Below are 15,791 nucleotides of genomic sequence, written 5' to 3'. Positions count from 1 at the left end.
CTGAGCGCGCCCCATTCCGGTCCCTGAGCGCCCCTCATTCCGGTCCCTGAGCCTGTCGAAGGGTCTCAGAACATCTTGCCCGGGTTGAGGAGGTTCTCCGGGTCGAAGAGCCGCTTGATCCCGTGCTGGAGCGCGAGCTGATCCTCGCCGAGCTCGTCGCCGAGCCAGCGCTTCTTGAGCAGGCCGATGCCGTGCTCGCCGGTGAGGGTACCGCCGAGCCGCAGTGCGGTGGTGAAGAGGTCGTCGGCGGCCTGCCAGATGAGGTCTGGTACCTCGACACCCTCGAAGACGAAGTTCGGGTGGAGGTTGCCGTCGCCCGCGTGCGCGACCGTGGGGATGGAGATGCCGTACCGGCGCTCGATCTCGCCGATCGCCGTGAACATCGCCGCCAACTGACTGCGGGGGACCGACACGTCTTCGATGAGCGGGGTGCCGAACTGCTCGAGCGAGGGATGCAGGGCGCGGCGGACGGCCAACAGGTGCTCACCCGTCGCGTGGTCGGTGGACATCTCGGCACGCCCGCCGCCGGCGTGGAGCACCTCGAGGATCGCGGCGGCCTCCGCCTCGGCGTTCGGGCCGTCGGTCTGGATCACGACGTGCGCCTCGCCGCTGGTCGGGGTCGGCAGCTGCAGGTAGCGGTGCACGGCGACGAGCGCGACGGGGTCGAGCAGTTCCATGATCGACGGCTGGACACCGGACGCGGTGACGGCGGCGGTGGCCTCCGCTGCCGAGACCACGCTCGGGAAGTACCCGGCGATGGTCGCGACGGTGCCCGGCGTCACGCGCCGGATGCGGACGGTCGCCTCGACGATGACGCCGAGGACGCCCTCGGAGCCGACCATGAGACTCGTGAGGTCGAGGCCGGTGACCCCCTTCACGCTCCGGTGCCCGACGCTGATGAGCCGTCCGTCGGCCAGGACGACCTTGAGGGCGAGGACGGCGTCGCGTGTCACGCCGTACTTGGCGCACAGCAGGCCGCCGGCGCCGGTCGCGATGTTCCCACCCACGGTCGAGATCGCGCGGCTCGCCGGGTCGGGCGCGAACCAGAGTCCACGGGCGAGCAGGAGGTCGTTGAAGGCGCCGTTGATGATGCCCGGTTCGACGACCGCGAGGAGGTCGGGTTCGTTGATCTCCAGGACGCGCTGCATCACGAGCGTCGACAGGACGATCTCACCCGCGCCGCCGAGCGCGCCGCCCGCCAGTCCGGTACCGGCGCCGCGCGTCACGACCGGCGTCCCGGTCGCGGTGGCGATGCGCATCACCGTCTGGACGTCTTCGATGGAACGCGCGGAGACCACGGCGATCGGTGGGGCGTCGGACACGTGACCCGATTTATCGGACCGTGCGTCCGTCAGGACGGCGTCCGTCGTCGAGACCGCGTCGCCGAGGGCGTCACGGAGGGCGTCGAGGACGGTCTGCATCGTCATCGCGGCAGGGCTGATCCGTCGGCCCAGACCGCCTGGACGTTCCACTGGTGGTCGAGGAGGACGGCGTCCGCGGCGTATCCCGGGGCCAGCCGACCGAAGCGGTCGGCGAGGCCGAGGACACGGGCCGGGGTGCTCGTGAGGGCACCGACCGCCGCGTCCGCCGCCACACCGCTCGCGACGGCGAGTCGGAGCGCCCGGTCGAGCGTCAGCGTGGAGCCGGCGATCGAGTCGCCTTCCACGAGCCGCGCCAGACCGTCCGTCACCTGGACTTCGAGCGCGCCCAGGAGGTAACGGCCGTCGGAAGAGCCGGCTGCGGCCATCGCGTCGGTGATGAGTGCGACGCGGCCCGGGGCCTGCTCGAAGGCGAGCTTGGCGACGTCGGGGTGCACGTGTTCGCCGTCGAGGATGAGCTCGACCGTGACCCGCTCGTCGGCGAAGGAGGCGATGATCGGTCCGGGTGCACGGTGGTGGATCCCGTTCATCGCGTTGAACACGTGGGTGACGAGTCGGGCACCGAGATCGAACGCCGTCTTCGTCAGTGCCTCGTCGGCGTCGGTGTGACCCACGGCGACGATGACGCCGGCCTCGACGAGGACCTGGATCGCCTCGAGGGCGTTCGGCAGCTCAGGGGCGATCGTGATCTGCCGCAGCGTGCCGCGGCTCGCGTCGATGAGGCGTTCGACGACCGCCGGGCTCGGGTCGATGAGCGCCCCGGGGTCGTGCGCGCCCTTCTTGGCCGGTGAGAGGAACGGACCTTCGAGGTGGGCGCCGAAGACCAGGGGATCCTCGGCGACGAGGTCGGCGATCCCCTCGAGACTCGCGACGAGGGCGTCGACCGGGTTCGACACGAGACTGATGAGCGTCCTCGTGGTCCCGTGTGCCCGGTGCACCGCGAGCGCGCGTCCGATGGCGTCGCGTCCGTCGTCGAAGGACGAACCGCCGCCGCCGTGGACGTGGAGGTCGATGAACCCCGGCGTGAGGTGGCCGCCGTGTGCGTCGTGGACGGATGCGCCGTCGCCGACGGGGATGGACCGCCAGTCGTCGCCGGTGCCGGTGGAGCGGATGACGCCGTCGACCGCGTGCAGCCAGAAAGCGTCCTGGTGGCCGTCGACGTCGACCTTGGTGGCGGAGTGGATCAGGAGCTCGGTCATGCGAGCTGCTTCCGTCCGCGGACGACACCACTGGCGACGGCCACCACGGCGAAGACGGTCGCGATGATCGGCTGCCCGAGGTGCAACCAGGCGAGCGCCGCCGCCGCGAAGATGAGGAGCTCGACGACCGCCTGGCCGTAGAGGTCGATGCGGATCACGGCGCGCGGCGAGAGGAACAGCGCCCAGAGGATGATCGCCACGACCGGGGCGGCGATCCCGACGACCACGTTCAGCGGGAACGGCCACACCGCGACGCCCCAGAAGCCGAGCGAGAAGAAGGCGAAGAGTTCGAGGAAGAACCGCAGGATCTCGTTGGGGCCGATCTTCACGTCGGCGGGAGTTCGTTCAGACACCACACGATTCTACGGCGCGTGGCCGCGAGCCCGCTCCGGGTCAGCGGAAGATGATCGTCCGCGCACCGTCGAGGAGAACGCGGTCCTCGGCGAACCACTTCACCGCCTGGGTGAGGGTGCGGCTCTCCTCGTCCTGACCGATGGCGACGAGCTCCGCGGGGGAGCGGGAGTGGTCCACGCGGACGACGTTCTGCTCGATGATCGGTCCCTCGTCGAGGTCGCTCGTCACGAAGTGCGCCGTCGCACCGATGAGCTTGACGCCGCGCGCGTGCGCCTGCTTGTACGGGTTCGCGCCCTTGAAACCGGGCAGGAAGGAGTGGTGGATGTTGATGGCGCGACCGGCGAGGCGCTCGCAGAGCTCGGGGGAGAGGATCTGCATGTACCTGGCGAGGACGACGAGCTCGATGTCGTGTTCCTCGACGGCCTCGACGACCCTGGCCTCGAACGCCGCCTTCGATGCGGCGTCCGTCACGGGCAGCGCCTCGAAGGGCACGCCGTAGAAGGAGGCGAGATCGCGGAGCGAACCGTGGTTGCTGAGCACGAGGGGGATCTCGACCGGGAGCTGGCCGGCCCGCTGGCGGAAGAGGAGGTCGTTGACGCAGTGCGCCGCCGTCGAGGCCAGGACGAGCGTCCGGAGCGGACGACCGACGACGTCGAGCCGCCACTGGAGGGCGTATCGCTCGACGACGGGTGCGATGGCCGCCTCGAACCGCTCGCGCGAGACCGCCGCCTCGACCTGGAGCCGCATGAAGAACCGTCCGGTGTCATCGCTCGAGAACTGCTGGCTCTCGGTGATGTTGCCGGCGGCTTCGACGATCGCACCGCTGATGGCGTGCACGATGCCGGGCCGGTCCTCGCAGATGATCGAGAGCACCCAGTGGACGGAGCGCTCGTGCATGGTCGAGGGCACAGCGGAGGGATCGGTCGAGTTCGTCACCGACTCAGGTTACCTGGACCCGACCGCTCAAGCCGCAGGGACGGACCGCTCGTCGACGAGGTCGGCGTGGGAGGACTGACGCAGGTACGACCGCACCGTCTCGCGGCTCTGCCGCAGGCAGTCGATGCGGGCGTCGATCGAGGCGATCTGCGCGTGGAGCGACTCGGCCGTCGCGCGGGAGCAGTCGGGCACGGCGCGCGAGGTGCGTGCGTCGTCGAGATCGAGGACCACGCGCACGAGGCGGGTCGTGAGCCCCGCGTCGAACAGGTTGTCGACCGTGACGACGTGGTCGATGGCGGACGGTTCGTACTCGTCGGGCGCCTGCGACGCGCGCACGGGCGCCAGGAGTCCCTCCTCCTCGTAGGAGCGGAGCCGGGTGGCCGGGACACCCGTTCGTTCAGCGAGTTCTGCAATGCGCATGAGCGGCCTCTCTGTCACCTTCACGTCAGCTGCAACGTCGGATCGAGCCCTCCGCATTCCCGCCCTCGGGTAGACTCGTCCGCGGTCGCCGGATGTCGGTTGACCCTGGGCGCGCACATCAGCGCGTAGACGAACTCGTCCGCCACGTCAGCCGACGAGTGAACGCCATCGTTGGAGCAATCCGATGACCTCCTCTTCGCCCTCCTCGGCGCGCGCCGCCGAACCCTCCAAGCCGTCGTCACCGCCGTTCCCCTGGGTCGGCCTGATCGCGCTCGCGGCGGGCACCTTCCTCTCCGTCACCGGCGAGATGATCCCGACCGGCCTCCTCCCGGAGATGAGCACCTCGCTCGGCGTCACCGAGTCGCAGATCGGGCTCCTCGTCAGCGTGTTCGCGTTCACGGTGGTGCTGTCGAGCACCGCGCTCATCCACCTCACCAGGCGTGTCCCGCGACACGCGTTGCTCGTGGCCGTCATCGTCGTCCTCGGCGTGAGCACCGGTCTCGGCGCGCTCGCCCCGAACTACGAACTCCTCGTCGCCACCCGGGTGCTCGGCGGGCTCGCCCATGGCGTCTTCTGGGCGGTCGTCGGCGCGTACGCCGGTCACCTGGTCCCGAAGGAGCAGCTCGCGCGTGCCGTGTCAGTGACGATCGCGGGAGGCACGCTCGCCTTCGTCCTCGGCGTCCCGCTCAGCACCGCGCTCGGGCACGCGCTCGGCTGGCGCCTCGCGTTCGGCGTCCTCGCCGCGGCCATGCTCCTCGGCGCCCTCGTCGTGTGGTGGAAGCTGCCGCCCGTCGGTCGGGAGGAGTCGCACGCGGCCGCCTCGGGTGCGACGGGCCGTGATCCGAGCATCGTCCCGGTCGCGATCGTCTGCATCGCGGTCGGCGTCATCATGGCGGGCCATTACGCGTTCTACACCTACATCGCACCGTTCCTCATCGGCGAGGTCGGTGTCCCGGCCGGCCAGCTCAGCATCCTCCTCCTCGTCTACGGCGTCGCGGGCGCGATCGGCCTCATCCTCACCGGCAGCGTCTTCGCGAGGCGTGCGACCACGGGCCTGTTCGTCGCCCTGACCGTGTCTGCCGCCATGGTGAGCGTCCTCGCCCTCTCGGCAGGGTGGCTTCCCGGCGCACTCGTCGCGTTCTTCCTCTGGGGGACGGCCTTCGGCATGCTGCCGCCGCTCATGCAGACGCGCCTCCTGCACGCGGCGAGCCCCCGCATTCGCGACACCGCGAACGCGTTCTACACGACGGCGTTCAACACGGGTATCGGTGGCGGCTCAGCGCTCGGCGCGTTGCTCCTCGCCGAGATCGGTCTCGGCGTGCTGCCGTGGGTGTACGTGTCCCTGGCCGTGGTCGCGACCTCGCTCCTCGCGGCGGACGTGCTGCGCACACGCAGGCGCGAGTCCGTCTGATCGAGCACGACCCGTTGCGGACGCGTTGAGCGGACCGCTTACGGTACAGCCGGTTCGTCCGTCGTCGGCGCCGGTGAGGCGTCTGCGCCATCGGTGGGCGCGGTGACGTCGGGCGCGGTCTCCACCGGCGTCTCTGTCTCCGTCGTCGGAGCCGGTTCGGTCGTACTCGGCACGTCCGTCTCCGTCGGGGGAGCCGCTTCCACCGGGGTCTGGTCCGCGATCGGGTCGACGACGACCTGAGCCGGGACCGGAGCGGGAACCGCCTCCGGTGCGGTGTCCAGAACCGCTTCCGTGAGCGGGGCCGTCGCCGGATCGACGGCGGCGTCGGTACTCAGGAGCCCGGTCAGCGAGAGGTACTCGACGGAGGTCGCAGGTCCCACGCGCGATGGGTCGGACGGGTCGACGCTCCAGACGCTGAGCTCGTGGAACCCGACGGCGACGGCGGCGCCGGTGAGCGTCGCTCGACCGTCGGCGTCGAGCGCGACGCGTTGCTCGTCACCACCGTCGACCGTGTATCCGACCGCGCCGTTGGGAGCACCGACGACCACGAGCGGGCCGGTCGGATCGAGGAACTGCACCGACAGCACCGTCCGGAGCCCGGTGACGGCCGGCCCGCTGATCGACATGGTGGCCGGTTCGGCGGACACGGAGACCTCGTCGCCCAGGGTCTGCCGGACGGTCAGGACGAAGGTGCCCGTGCGGCCGAGGTCGACCGGGCCGGTCGACCAGGTCCCGGTCTCGGGAGGGGCTGTCGCGGACGCCCGCCGAGCGGAGGCCGGCACGACTGTCGACGTGACGACCACGTCTCCGTCGAGGATGTCGACGGTGGCGCCGGCCGCGGCGGTGCCGCTGAAGGCAGGCCACAGGAAGCCGCCACCGGTGTCGGCGGCCATCGTCGGCGCCGGGAGCTCCTCGGGGTCAGTCGGATCCACGGGGTCCACCGGGTCGACGGGATCGACGGGAGGGGCGACGGGCGGAGCCGTCGGCGACGGGACCTGCGGCTCGGCGACCGGAGGCGGCGTTGCTCCCGTGCCGGGCGTCGGCCGGGGAGTGGGCACCGGTGCCGAGGGTGTCGGGGTCGTCGGCGCGGACGGTGACGTCGTCGGACCCGTGGTCGGAGTCGCGCCCGGTGTCGGCACGGCGACGGGGTCGCTGGTCTCGTCGGCGGAGACGGAGGTCGCCGAGTCTGCTCCGGGCGGGAACACCACCGGACCCAGGACGAGCGCGGCGGCGGTCACCACCGCGATGACGCCGACGCCGATCGCGGCGATGAGGCCACCGGAGAGACCTGCCGTCGCAGCACCCGCGACGCCCGCACCCGACGCGACGCCGGCACCGGACGCGGCGCCACTGGAACCGACTGCACCGGGAGCCGCTGCTCCGCCGGAGGTCGCCACCGAGGTGCTCAGGTGCGCCGTCAGTGCGACCCCGCCGGTGACGCCGGCCGGCATCGCGGCGACCGCGGTCGTCGACGCACCGTTCGTCTGCAACCACGCGGTGTAGCCGGCCGCACCGGCGGCGCCTGCCACGAGGGGGAGGAGGACGAGCGCCATGCGCGAGCCGACCTCCTTCGCCTCAGCGGCCACGATGGTGCACCGCTGACAGGCGTCCAGGTGCGACTCGACCTTGGCCGTGTCCCGCGCGGAGAGGTTCCCGCGCGCGTACGATCCGAGCCTGCTGATCGTGAAGGCGTGCTCCGAATCGTCGTCGACGGCCTGCAGGTGCGCCTGGATCCACGCTTCGCGCAGCCCCTCGCGTGCTCGGTAGGCGAGCGCGGCCACCGAGTTGGCCTTCATCCCGAGGAGCGGCGCGACCTCCGCAGGCGTCATCGCCTCGATCTCCGTGTACCAGAGCACCTCCTGCCACCGGGTCGGCAGGCTTCGGAACGCTCGAGCACTGAGGCTGCGGTCGAGGGCCTCGATCGAGGACGCCTCGTTCGTGTCCGGGTCCTCGAAGGAGTCCAGGGTGTCGAGTGAGGTCTCCCGACGCGACCGGCCCCATGCGGCCGCCGTGTTCCGGATGGTGGTGAACAGGTACGGGCGGAAGGCGCCGGTGGGTCCCTTCCCGCGACGGACCGCCTGATAGATGCGGGCGAAGGATTCCGAGACGAGGTCGTCGGGATCGAGGCTCGAGGTGACGGACCGGGCGACGGTCCGTCCGGCGTTCGAGTGCCGTCGCCACAGCTCCGCGTAGGCGTCCTGCGAGCCCGTGCGGGTGTGCTCGATGAGCTCGGCATCCGATCGCTCGGCGAGCGATGAAGCCGGGGATGTGTCCAGGCTCATGATGCCTCCGTCTGCGAGCTGCGCACTACCGGGCACCGTGCCCGCTCAAGAGAGTCGGGTGAAGCGGGATCATGACGCCGATTCCTCATCTTGGCACGAGGTGTCTCGCGGACAACCGCTGGCGCCGAGGAAGATCCGTTTCGATTGTTCTGGGAAACCGCGTCATGACTTGCTCGGGAGGCACTCTCTCAGGATGAACAGCAGGATTCCCGGCGACGGGGACCCTGCTGGGTCGTCCTCGGACGGCCACGATGCGCGCCACGGCCGGTGTGCATCGGGCAACGGACCCGAAACGTTGCAGATCTCGACGGGAGGGGGCGCCTTCGTGCGTACCCGTCGACAGGCCGGGAGTGGTGCTCGGGGGCGAGCATCACTCCCGGCCGCTTTTCCGACCGTCGCTCGGATCAGTCGAGCCAGCTGACCTCGGGGGAGCGGTGGAAGGCGATGCCCGCGGCCGACCAGCCCTGGGCAAGCTCGGCCAGTCGGACCCGGAAGTCGCTCCAGTCCGGCGCGCGTCGCTCCGACCAACCGATCTCCGCGATGGACGCGACCCGGGGGAAGACGAGGAACTCGAGCGTCTGCACGTCGGCCACGGTCTCCGTCCAGAGTGGGGCCTCGACGCCGAGGATGTCCTGCTCACCGACGCCTTCGACGATCTCGGTCGGCTCCCAGACGGCGGAGCGTTCGACACTCGTGGGGCCGTCCGCCCAGGTGAGGCCGGCCGTCGCGACGTCGGGGTACTGCATGTCGAGGTAGGCGGCGTCCGCCGGAGACATGATGACCTGCCCGCCCTGATCCACGAACGAGCGCAGCTTGTCGGCGTGACCGTCCTCGGGGGAGACGTAGTTCCAGTACTGGCCGATGGTGCCGGGGTCGAGGTCGCGTGACGCACCGAACTCGTGCCAGGCGATGGCGGTCTTCCCCGTCGTGGCGACCAACTCGGAGACCCGACGGGCGAAGTGGAGGAAGTCCTCCTCAGTGGTGGCGAGCGCTTCATCGCCGCCCAGGTGGAGATAGGGGCCCGGGGTCATCGCGGCGAGCTGGGTGAACACGTCCTCGAGGAACGTGTAAGTGGACTCGGCATGGATGTCGAGGCTCGAGAAGCCGACCTCCGTGCCGGTGTAGGGCTCGCGGGCGACGCCGTCCGGGTTGAGTTCGGGATACGCCGAGAGGACCGCGTTCGTATGTCCGGGGACGTCGATCTCGGGGACGATCGTGACGCGGCGATCGGCGGCGTACTCGATGATCGCCCGGTAGTCGTCGGCGCTGTACGAGCCACCCGTGCCTCCACCGACGGCGGTCGCCGCACCGATCCCGGTGAGCTCCGGCCACTCGGCGATCTCGAGGCGCCACCCCTGGTCGTCGGTGAGATGCAGATGCAGGTGGTTGAGCTTGAGTGCGGCGATCTGGTCGATGAACCGCTGCACCTGCGCGACCGTGAAGAAGTGCCTCGCGACGTCGAGCATCGCGCCGCGGTAGGCGAAGCGTGGAGCGTCGTCGATGACGGTCGCGGAGACGATCCAGTCCTGTGCGCCGGCCGTCGGTGCCCAGTTGGCCGGCGGGAGGAGCTGCCTGAGCGTCTGCGTGCCGTGGTGGACCCCGTCGGCGTCCGCGCCGACGATCTCGACACCGGAGGCCGCGGCGGTCAATCGATAGGCCCCGCTCGTCGTCGACAGGCTGGGGTCGATCGACAGCGTGATGACCGTACCCGCGGAGTCCACGACCTCCTCCGTGTCGGTTGTCTCGACCGGGAGGGCGAACCCCGTCGAGGTGCGCAGGCCGTCGGCGAGGATCAGAGCCGTGGTCGCAACCGACGGGTCGGTACGGATCACCGACTCCGCCGACAACCGGAACGGGGGAGCGGAGGCGTCGGTGGTCTGCGAGACGGGGCGGGGCAGCAGGCTCATGGGCGGTTCCTTCGGCGTCGGCGACGCGGGATCGTGGGGGCTGGAACGGGGTTTGTTCGGAGGGTGAACAAGCGTCGGGCCATCCTGACACACCGGCCCCCACCGCTGCCCGACCTCTCCACAGGACGGTGCGCGTCGGGCGTCCCGTTGCTATGCTGCTAGCAGTCGCAACTGGCGTATAGACGGAGTTCCGCTCCGCCTCAGATGGTTCACCATCGGGGAGCGACCCTGCACCTTGAAGACAAGGGCGGATTCGGCCGCACGCCTGGGCCGAAACGGCACATCACCGACATCCGTTCTGTCACAAAAGGGAGCCAGTCTTGTCCGACACCTTCAACGCGCCACTCTCCGAGGTCGATCCCGAGATCGCAGCGGTCCTCGAGCAGGAGCTCGGTCGCCAGCGCAACACCCTCGAGATGATCGCGAGCGAGAACTTCGTGCCCGTCTCCGTCCTGCAGTCGCAGGGCAGCGTCCTCACCAACAAGTACGCCGAGGGCTACCCGGGTCGTCGCTACTACGGCGGCTGCGAGTTCGTCGACATCGCCGAGTCTCTCGCGATCGAGCGGGCCAAGAGCCTGTTCGGTGCCGCGTACGCGAACGTCCAGCCGCACTCGGGCGCCACGGCCAACGCCGCGGTCCTCTCGGCGATCGCCACCCCCGGCGACACCATCCTCGGTCTCGAGCTCGCCCACGGTGGTCACCTCACCCACGGCATGAAGCTCAACTTCTCCGGCAAGCTCTACAACGCCGTCTCCTACGGCGTCGACCCCGAGACCTTCCTCGTCGACATGGACGTCGTCCGCGACAAGGCACTCGAGCACAAGCCGCAGGTCATCATCGCCGGTTGGTCCGCCTACCCGCGCCAGCTCGACTTCGCCGCGTTCCGCGCGATCGCCGACGAGGTCGGCGCGAAGCTCTGGGTCGACATGGCGCACTTCGCCGGCCTGGTCGCCGCAGGTGTCCACCCGTCGCCCGTGCCGTTCGCCGACGTCGTGTCCTCCACCGTGCACAAGACGATCGGCGGCCCGCGCTCCGGCTTCATCGTGAGCCGCGACATGGAACTCGCCAAGAAGCTCAACTCGAACGTGTTCCCCGGCCAGCAGGGCGGGCCGCTCATGCACGTCATCGCAGCCAAGGCGACGGCGTTCAAGCTCGCAGCCACGGCGGAGTTCAAGGACCGCCAGGAGCGCACGCTCCGCGGTGCCAAGCTCCTCGCCGAGGCGCTCACCTCCGAGGCGTCGAAGGCCGCCGGCATCGACGTCCTCACCGGCGGCACCGACGTGCACCTCGTGCTCGCCGACCTCCGCACCTCCGAGCTCGACGGCCAGCAGGCCGAAGACCTCCTCCACGAGGTCGGCATCACGGTCAACCGCAACTCGGTGCCGTTCGACCCGCGCCCGCCGATGGTCACCTCCGGTCTGCGGATCGGTACGCCGGCACTCGCGACGCGTGGCTTCGGCGACACCGAGTTCGCCGAGGTCGCCGACATCATCGCTCTCGCGCTGCGCAACGGTGCCGAGGCCGGGGCCCTCCGAGAGCGCGTCACGGCGCTCGCCGAGCGCTTCCCGCTCTACCCCGGCCTCCAGCAGTAGGGCGCTGGCGCATGACCGCACAGATCCTCGACGGTAAGGCCACGGCCGCCGTCATCAAGTCCGAACTCGCGATCGAGGTGGCCGCGCTCAAGGAGCGCGGCATCTCGGTCGGGCTGGGCACCGTCCTCGTCGGGTCCGACCCGGGTTCGCAGTGGTACGTCGCCGGGAAGCACCGCGACTGTGCCGAGGTCGGCATGGAGTCGATCCGACGCGACCTGCCCGAGACGGTCTCGCAGGAGGAGCTCGAGGCCGTCCTCGACGAGCTCAACGCCGACGAGAGCTGCACCGGCTACATCGTGCAGCTGCCGTTGCCGAAGCACATCGACACCGACGCGATCCTCGAGCGCATCGATCCCGAGAAGGACGCCGACGGGCTCCACCCGACCAACCTCGGTCGTCTCGTGCTCAACGTGAACCGTCCGATCCACACGCCGCTGCCGTGCACGCCGAAGGGCGTCATCGAGCTGGTGGAACGTCACGGGATCAGCTGGGCGGGCAAGCACGTCGTCGTCGTGGGCCGCGGGGTCACCGTCGGTCGCGCGATCGGCCCGCTGCTCACCCGTCGCGAATACAACGCGACGGTCACGCTGACGCACACGGGAACGATCGGACTCGACGACATCCTCCGCACCGCCGACGTGATCGTCGCCGCGGCGGGTGTCCCCGGGATCGTCACGCGCGATGCCGTGAAGCCGGGCGTGATCGTCCTCGACGTCGGTGTGAGCCGTGAGACCGACCCCGAGACCGGCAAGTCCCGGGTCGTCGGCGACGTCGCCCCTGACGTGGCCGAGGTCGCCTCGTGGATCAGCCCGAACCCCGGTGGTGTCGGCCCCATGACCCGCGTTGGTCTCCTCGCCAACGTCGTCCGCATGGCCACCCCCTAACCCAGCCCGCGAACTGTCACTCGACGCTAGTCCGGCGCCCCGCGACTAGCCGGAAGTGACAGTTCGCGAGCCAGGGCGGTGAGGATGGGCGACGGGTCCGTCAGGTGTGAGCGATTCACCCGGATGACCCGCCAGCCCGCTGCCATGACTCGGTCGAGGCGATCGATGTCGTGGAAGATCTGCCGTTCATCCCTGAAGTGGGTGCCGCCGTCGTATTCGACGAGGACCCGCTGTTCGGGATACACCAGGTCGCCCAAGGCCAGAAACCGTCCGTGGGCGTCTGAGATGACCTCGTTGACGAGCGGTTCCGGAAGGCCCGCGCGGACGATCAGCAAGCGCAAGGCGGTCTCCATCGGCGAATCCGTCCGAGGCCGCATCATCGAGAACGCGAGCCGCAGCCGTTTCGCGCCGCGACGGCCGTTCATCCGTGCCAGCCCGCGAACGATCTGCTGCTCCGAGGCCAGTGGTCGCTTGCGGCGGAGCAGCACGTCGCCGGCGACCACCAGGTCGTCCAAGGGGAGCCGGGTTCCGAGCTGACACCAGGCGTCGACGGCGGTCAGTACCGGCAGTCCTTCGACGGCGACGACCTCCCAGTGGTCCCCGTCGAGTTGATGCCCGCGCACCCCCGCTCCTCGAGGCGCGCGTGCCGGCGCGATGGAGGCGACATCGAGTGGTGCCTCGTGTTCCCAGGTGGGCACGGGGAGGCCGTGCAGGGCCGCCGCGCTCACGTGGCTGAAGAACTGCCCGTCGTGCAGGAGCGGGGCATAGGCGTGACAGCGTCCGGCGATGTCCGTGGGCTGGTCGAGCGGTGCCCGGACGCCTCGGTGCGGCGTGGCGAGGTCGCCCGCTCGTAGCCGCGATCGAGGCACGCCGAGGTCGTCGGCGTCGGCCATGGAGAACGGCTGCTTGCTGAGTTCGAGGGGGAGGGGACGTCGGCGGACCATCCCACCACGGTGCCGACTGCGGCGCTTCGGCGTCGGAAGTTCTCCACACCCTGCCCGCGAACTGTCACTCGACGCTAGTCCGAGCGGCCGGGACTAGCCGGAAGTGACAGTTCGCGGGCAGGGGAGGGGAAGGTCAGGATTCTCGCGTGGCGCCGGCGGCCGGGCGGACGGGGAAGATGGTCGGGGCGGTGAAGGACGCCTCGGCGAAGGCCGCCGTGACCGCCTCGGCCACGGACGATGCCAGGGCGACGGGGACCAGGGCGATCGCCGCACCCCCGAAGCCACCACCGGTCATGCGCGAACCGATCGCACCGGCCGCCATCGACGTCTCGACGGCCAGGTCGAGTTCCGGAACCGAGATCTCGAAATCGTCACGCATCGACGCGTGCGAGGCCACGAGCAGCTCGCCGATCGACGTCGGGCCGTGCTCGCGCAGGGTCCGGACGGTGTCGAGGACACGCTGGTTCTCGGTCACGACGTGACGAACACGACGGAAGGTCTCGTCGTCGAGCAGCTCACGAGCGCGGTCGAGGTCGCCAACCGTGACGTCGCGCAGCGAGTCGGCGCCGAGCGCTGCGGCCCCCGCCTCGCAGGACGCCCGACGTGCCGCGTACCCGCCGGAGACGTGGGCGTGCTCGACGCGCGTGTCGATGACGAGCAGCTCGAGGTCGTGCTCCTCGAAGCCGAGGGGGATGACATCGGTCTCGAGCGAGCGGCAGTCGAGGAAGACGCCGCAGCCACGCCGGCCGAGGAGCGACGCCGACTGGTCCATGATGCCGGTCGGTGCGCCGACCGCCCGGTTCTCGGCGAGCTGGCAGATCTTCGCGAGCGTCCGGCGGTCGTGGTCGAGGTGCCAGATCTCGTTCAGTGCGACGGCGACCGAGGCCTCGATGGCCGCGGAGGAGGAGAGGCCGGCCCCGACCGGGACGTCGGAGTCGATGTAGATGTCGACCCCGGGCACCTCCTGCAAGGGCGCCCCGAACTGGCCGAGCGCCCACGCGACGCCGAGCGGGTAGGCGGACCAGCCGTGCAGGGCGTCGGGATCGAGCGCGCGCACCGAGACCTCGACGATCTCGGGTGAGAAGCTGCTCGACACCCGGATGCGGTCGTCGTCGCGACGCTGGACGGCTGCGACGGTGCGGCGGTCGATCGCCATCGGGAACACGAAGCCGTCGTTGTAGTCGGTGTGCTCGCCGATGATGTTCACGCGGCCGGGCGCGGTCCAGAGGCCGTGCGGTTCGCTGCCGAAGGCGTTCTCGAATCCGCTCGTGGCGGTGCGCTGCAGGTCGGTCATACGGAGTTCTCCTCGTCGGCTGCGGCGATCGCGGCGCGCAGGGCGGTGGCGGTGGTCTCGGGCGGGACGTCGCCGATCCAGGCGCCCATGGCGGCCTCGGAGCCGGCCAGGTACTTCAGGCGGTCGGCTCCACGACGTGGGGAGGTGAGCTGCAGGTGGAGTCGGAGCTCGTCGCGGTGGACGCGGGTCGGCGCCTGGTGCCAGGCGGCGATGTACGGGGTCGGGGTGTCGTACAGGGCGTCGACGCCGCGCAGCAGCCGCAGGTAGAGGAGGGCGAGTTCGTCCCGTTCCTCGAGCGAGGTCGCGGCGAAGTCGGGCACGTGGCGGTGGGGGAGCAGGTGCACCTCGATTGGCCAGCGCGCCGCGAACGGGACGAACGCCGTCCAGTGCTCGCCGGCGAGGACGACGCGCTCGTCCGCCTGCTCCGCGGCGAGGATGTCGGCGAAGAGCCCGGGACCGTAGGCCTCGCTCGCGGCGATGAGCCGCTGCGTGCGCGGGGTCACGTAGGGGTAGGAGTAGATCTGTCCGTGCGGGTGGTGGAGCGTGACGCCGATCTGCTCCCCGCGGTTCTCGAAGGGGAATACCTGCTGGATCGAGTCGATCTGCGACAGCGCGTGCGTCCGGCGGGCCCACGCCTCGATCACCGTACGCGCCCGGGTGCGGGACAGCGAACCGAAGGAGCCGGTGCTCGACGGGCTGAAGCTCACGACCTCGCAGCGGCCGACCGAAGTGCGCGTCCGGCCGATCCCGATCGCCTCGAGATCGGCGAGGTCGACCGGTGCGTTCTCGTCTTCGAGCAGCGGTCCGAAGGACGGCGACTTGTTCTCGAAGACCGCGACGTCGTACTGGTCGGGGATCTCGGAGGGGTTCGAGGGGCTCGCGGGCGCGAGCGGGTCGAGGTTCGCGGGTGGCAGCATCACCCGGTTCTGGCGGGCGGCGGCGATCGAGATCCACTCACCCGTCAGCGGGTCCTGGCGCATGGACGCGGTCGGTGGTCGTGGCGCGAGTTCGCGTGCGTCGGGCAGGCGCTCCGCGGGCAGCGTCGTGTCGACGTCGTCGAAGTAGATGAGTTCGCGACCGTCGGCGAGGCGCTGGGTCGAGCTCGCGATCGCCGGGTCGATGACGAAGGTGTCGTCGAGTGGGGGCATGGGGATCCTCAGAACGGGTTGTCGAAAGGAAACGTACAACG

Annotated in this window: 13 protein-coding genes and 1 riboswitch; of the genes, 3 read left to right on the top strand and 10 right to left on the bottom strand. The window is 70.3% G+C overall.

Features of this window, described 5'->3' with window-relative positions; all coding sequences use genetic code 11:
- Nucleotides 1-65 precede the first annotated feature (65 nt).
- The 5 genes from ACQ3HE_RS05480 to ACQ3HE_RS05460 all read right to left on the bottom strand — a co-directional run bounded on the left by ACQ3HE_RS05480 (nucleotide 66) and on the right by ACQ3HE_RS05460 (nucleotide 4,288).
- Nucleotides 66-1,421 carry an FAD-binding oxidoreductase gene (locus tag ACQ3HE_RS05480; RefSeq protein ID WP_430891919.1) on the bottom strand — a complete coding sequence of 452 codons (1,356 nt, stop codon included), beginning with the start codon at nucleotides 1,419-1,421 and terminating at the stop codon, nucleotides 66-68.
- 2 nt (nucleotides 1,422-1,423) lie between these two features.
- Nucleotides 1,424-2,578, bottom strand: coding sequence for an N-acetylglucosamine-6-phosphate deacetylase (nagA, locus tag ACQ3HE_RS05475; protein ID WP_430891630.1), 1,155 nt, complete (start codon nucleotides 2,576-2,578; stop codon nucleotides 1,424-1,426).
- Nucleotides 2,575-2,931, bottom strand: a complete 357-nt coding sequence (locus tag ACQ3HE_RS05470) for a YrdB family protein (protein ID WP_234993927.1) — start codon at nucleotides 2,929-2,931, stop codon at nucleotides 2,575-2,577. Before ACQ3HE_RS05470 ends, nagA begins: the two co-directional genes overlap by 4 nt.
- Nucleotides 2,932-2,971: 40 nt before the next feature.
- A complete protein-coding gene (gene purU, locus ACQ3HE_RS05465; protein WP_430891917.1) occupies nucleotides 2,972-3,829 on the bottom strand; it encodes a formyltetrahydrofolate deformylase in 858 nt (285 codons plus the stop codon).
- 66 nt (nucleotides 3,830-3,895) lie between these two features.
- Entirely contained in the window at nucleotides 3,896-4,288 is a 393-nt protein-coding gene (locus ACQ3HE_RS05460; protein WP_159878020.1) for a MerR family transcriptional regulator, read from the bottom strand.
- Between the two features lie 184 nt (nucleotides 4,289-4,472).
- Between ACQ3HE_RS05460 and ACQ3HE_RS05455 the strand changes: the two genes are divergently transcribed.
- Nucleotides 4,473-5,699 (top strand): MFS transporter, encoded by a 1,227-nt coding sequence (locus tag ACQ3HE_RS05455; protein WP_430891628.1) that lies wholly within the window; start codon nucleotides 4,473-4,475, stop codon nucleotides 5,697-5,699.
- Between the two features lie 38 nt (nucleotides 5,700-5,737).
- Here the strand turns inward: ACQ3HE_RS05455 and ACQ3HE_RS05450 are convergent, their stop codons facing one another.
- Both ACQ3HE_RS05450 and ACQ3HE_RS05445 read right to left on the bottom strand, forming a co-directional pair.
- On the bottom strand, nucleotides 5,738-7,981 hold the full coding sequence (locus ACQ3HE_RS05450) for a sigma-70 family RNA polymerase sigma factor (protein WP_430891626.1): 2,244 nt from the start codon (nucleotides 7,979-7,981) through the stop codon (nucleotides 5,738-5,740).
- A gap of 404 nt (nucleotides 7,982-8,385) precedes the next feature.
- Nucleotides 8,386-9,888: a beta-N-acetylhexosaminidase gene (locus tag ACQ3HE_RS05445; protein WP_430891624.1), complete on the bottom strand. Its 1,503-nt coding sequence runs from the start codon at nucleotides 9,886-9,888 to the stop codon at nucleotides 8,386-8,388.
- Between the two features lie 159 nt (nucleotides 9,889-10,047).
- A riboswitch (ZMP/ZTP riboswitch) is annotated at nucleotides 10,048-10,166 on the top strand.
- Nucleotides 10,167-10,208: 42 nt separating this feature from the next.
- On the opposite strand from ACQ3HE_RS05445, the gene glyA reads away from it, so the two are divergent.
- Together glyA and ACQ3HE_RS05435 are read left to right on the top strand one after the other, a co-directional pair.
- Entirely contained in the window at nucleotides 10,209-11,480 is a 1,272-nt protein-coding gene (glyA, locus tag ACQ3HE_RS05440) for a serine hydroxymethyltransferase (RefSeq protein WP_064296623.1), read from the top strand.
- 11 nt (nucleotides 11,481-11,491) lie between these two features.
- The gene (locus ACQ3HE_RS05435) at nucleotides 11,492-12,364 is read left to right on the top strand and encodes a bifunctional methylenetetrahydrofolate dehydrogenase/methenyltetrahydrofolate cyclohydrolase (protein WP_430891622.1); all 873 of its coding nucleotides are present in this window, start codon (nucleotides 11,492-11,494) and stop codon (nucleotides 12,362-12,364) included.
- Nucleotides 12,365-12,390: 26 nt separating this feature from the next.
- Here ACQ3HE_RS05435 and ACQ3HE_RS05430 read toward each other — a convergent pair whose 3' ends face one another.
- The 3 genes from ACQ3HE_RS05430 to galT form a co-directional block, all read right to left on the bottom strand.
- Nucleotides 12,391-13,308: a hypothetical protein gene (locus tag ACQ3HE_RS05430; RefSeq protein WP_430891621.1), complete on the bottom strand. Its 918-nt coding sequence runs from the start codon at nucleotides 13,306-13,308 to the stop codon at nucleotides 12,391-12,393.
- Nucleotides 13,309-13,441: 133 nt separating this feature from the next.
- Nucleotides 13,442-14,602, bottom strand: a complete 1,161-nt coding sequence (galK, locus tag ACQ3HE_RS05425; protein ID WP_430891619.1) for a galactokinase — start codon at nucleotides 14,600-14,602, stop codon at nucleotides 13,442-13,444.
- Nucleotides 14,599-15,750 carry a galactose-1-phosphate uridylyltransferase gene (gene galT, locus ACQ3HE_RS05420; protein WP_430891617.1) on the bottom strand — a complete coding sequence of 384 codons (1,152 nt, stop codon included), beginning with the start codon at nucleotides 15,748-15,750 and terminating at the stop codon, nucleotides 14,599-14,601. The genes galK and galT overlap by 4 nt, the downstream gene beginning before the upstream one ends.
- Between the last annotated feature and the right edge of the window lie 41 nt (nucleotides 15,751-15,791).

The sequence above is a fragment of the Plantibacter auratus genome, assembly GCF_050587365.1.
GTDB classification, from domain to species: domain Bacteria; phylum Actinomycetota; class Actinomycetes; order Actinomycetales; family Microbacteriaceae; genus Plantibacter; species Plantibacter auratus.
Note: the sequence above shows the minus strand (reverse complement) of the source record. Positions and strands in the feature narration are given on the sequence as shown.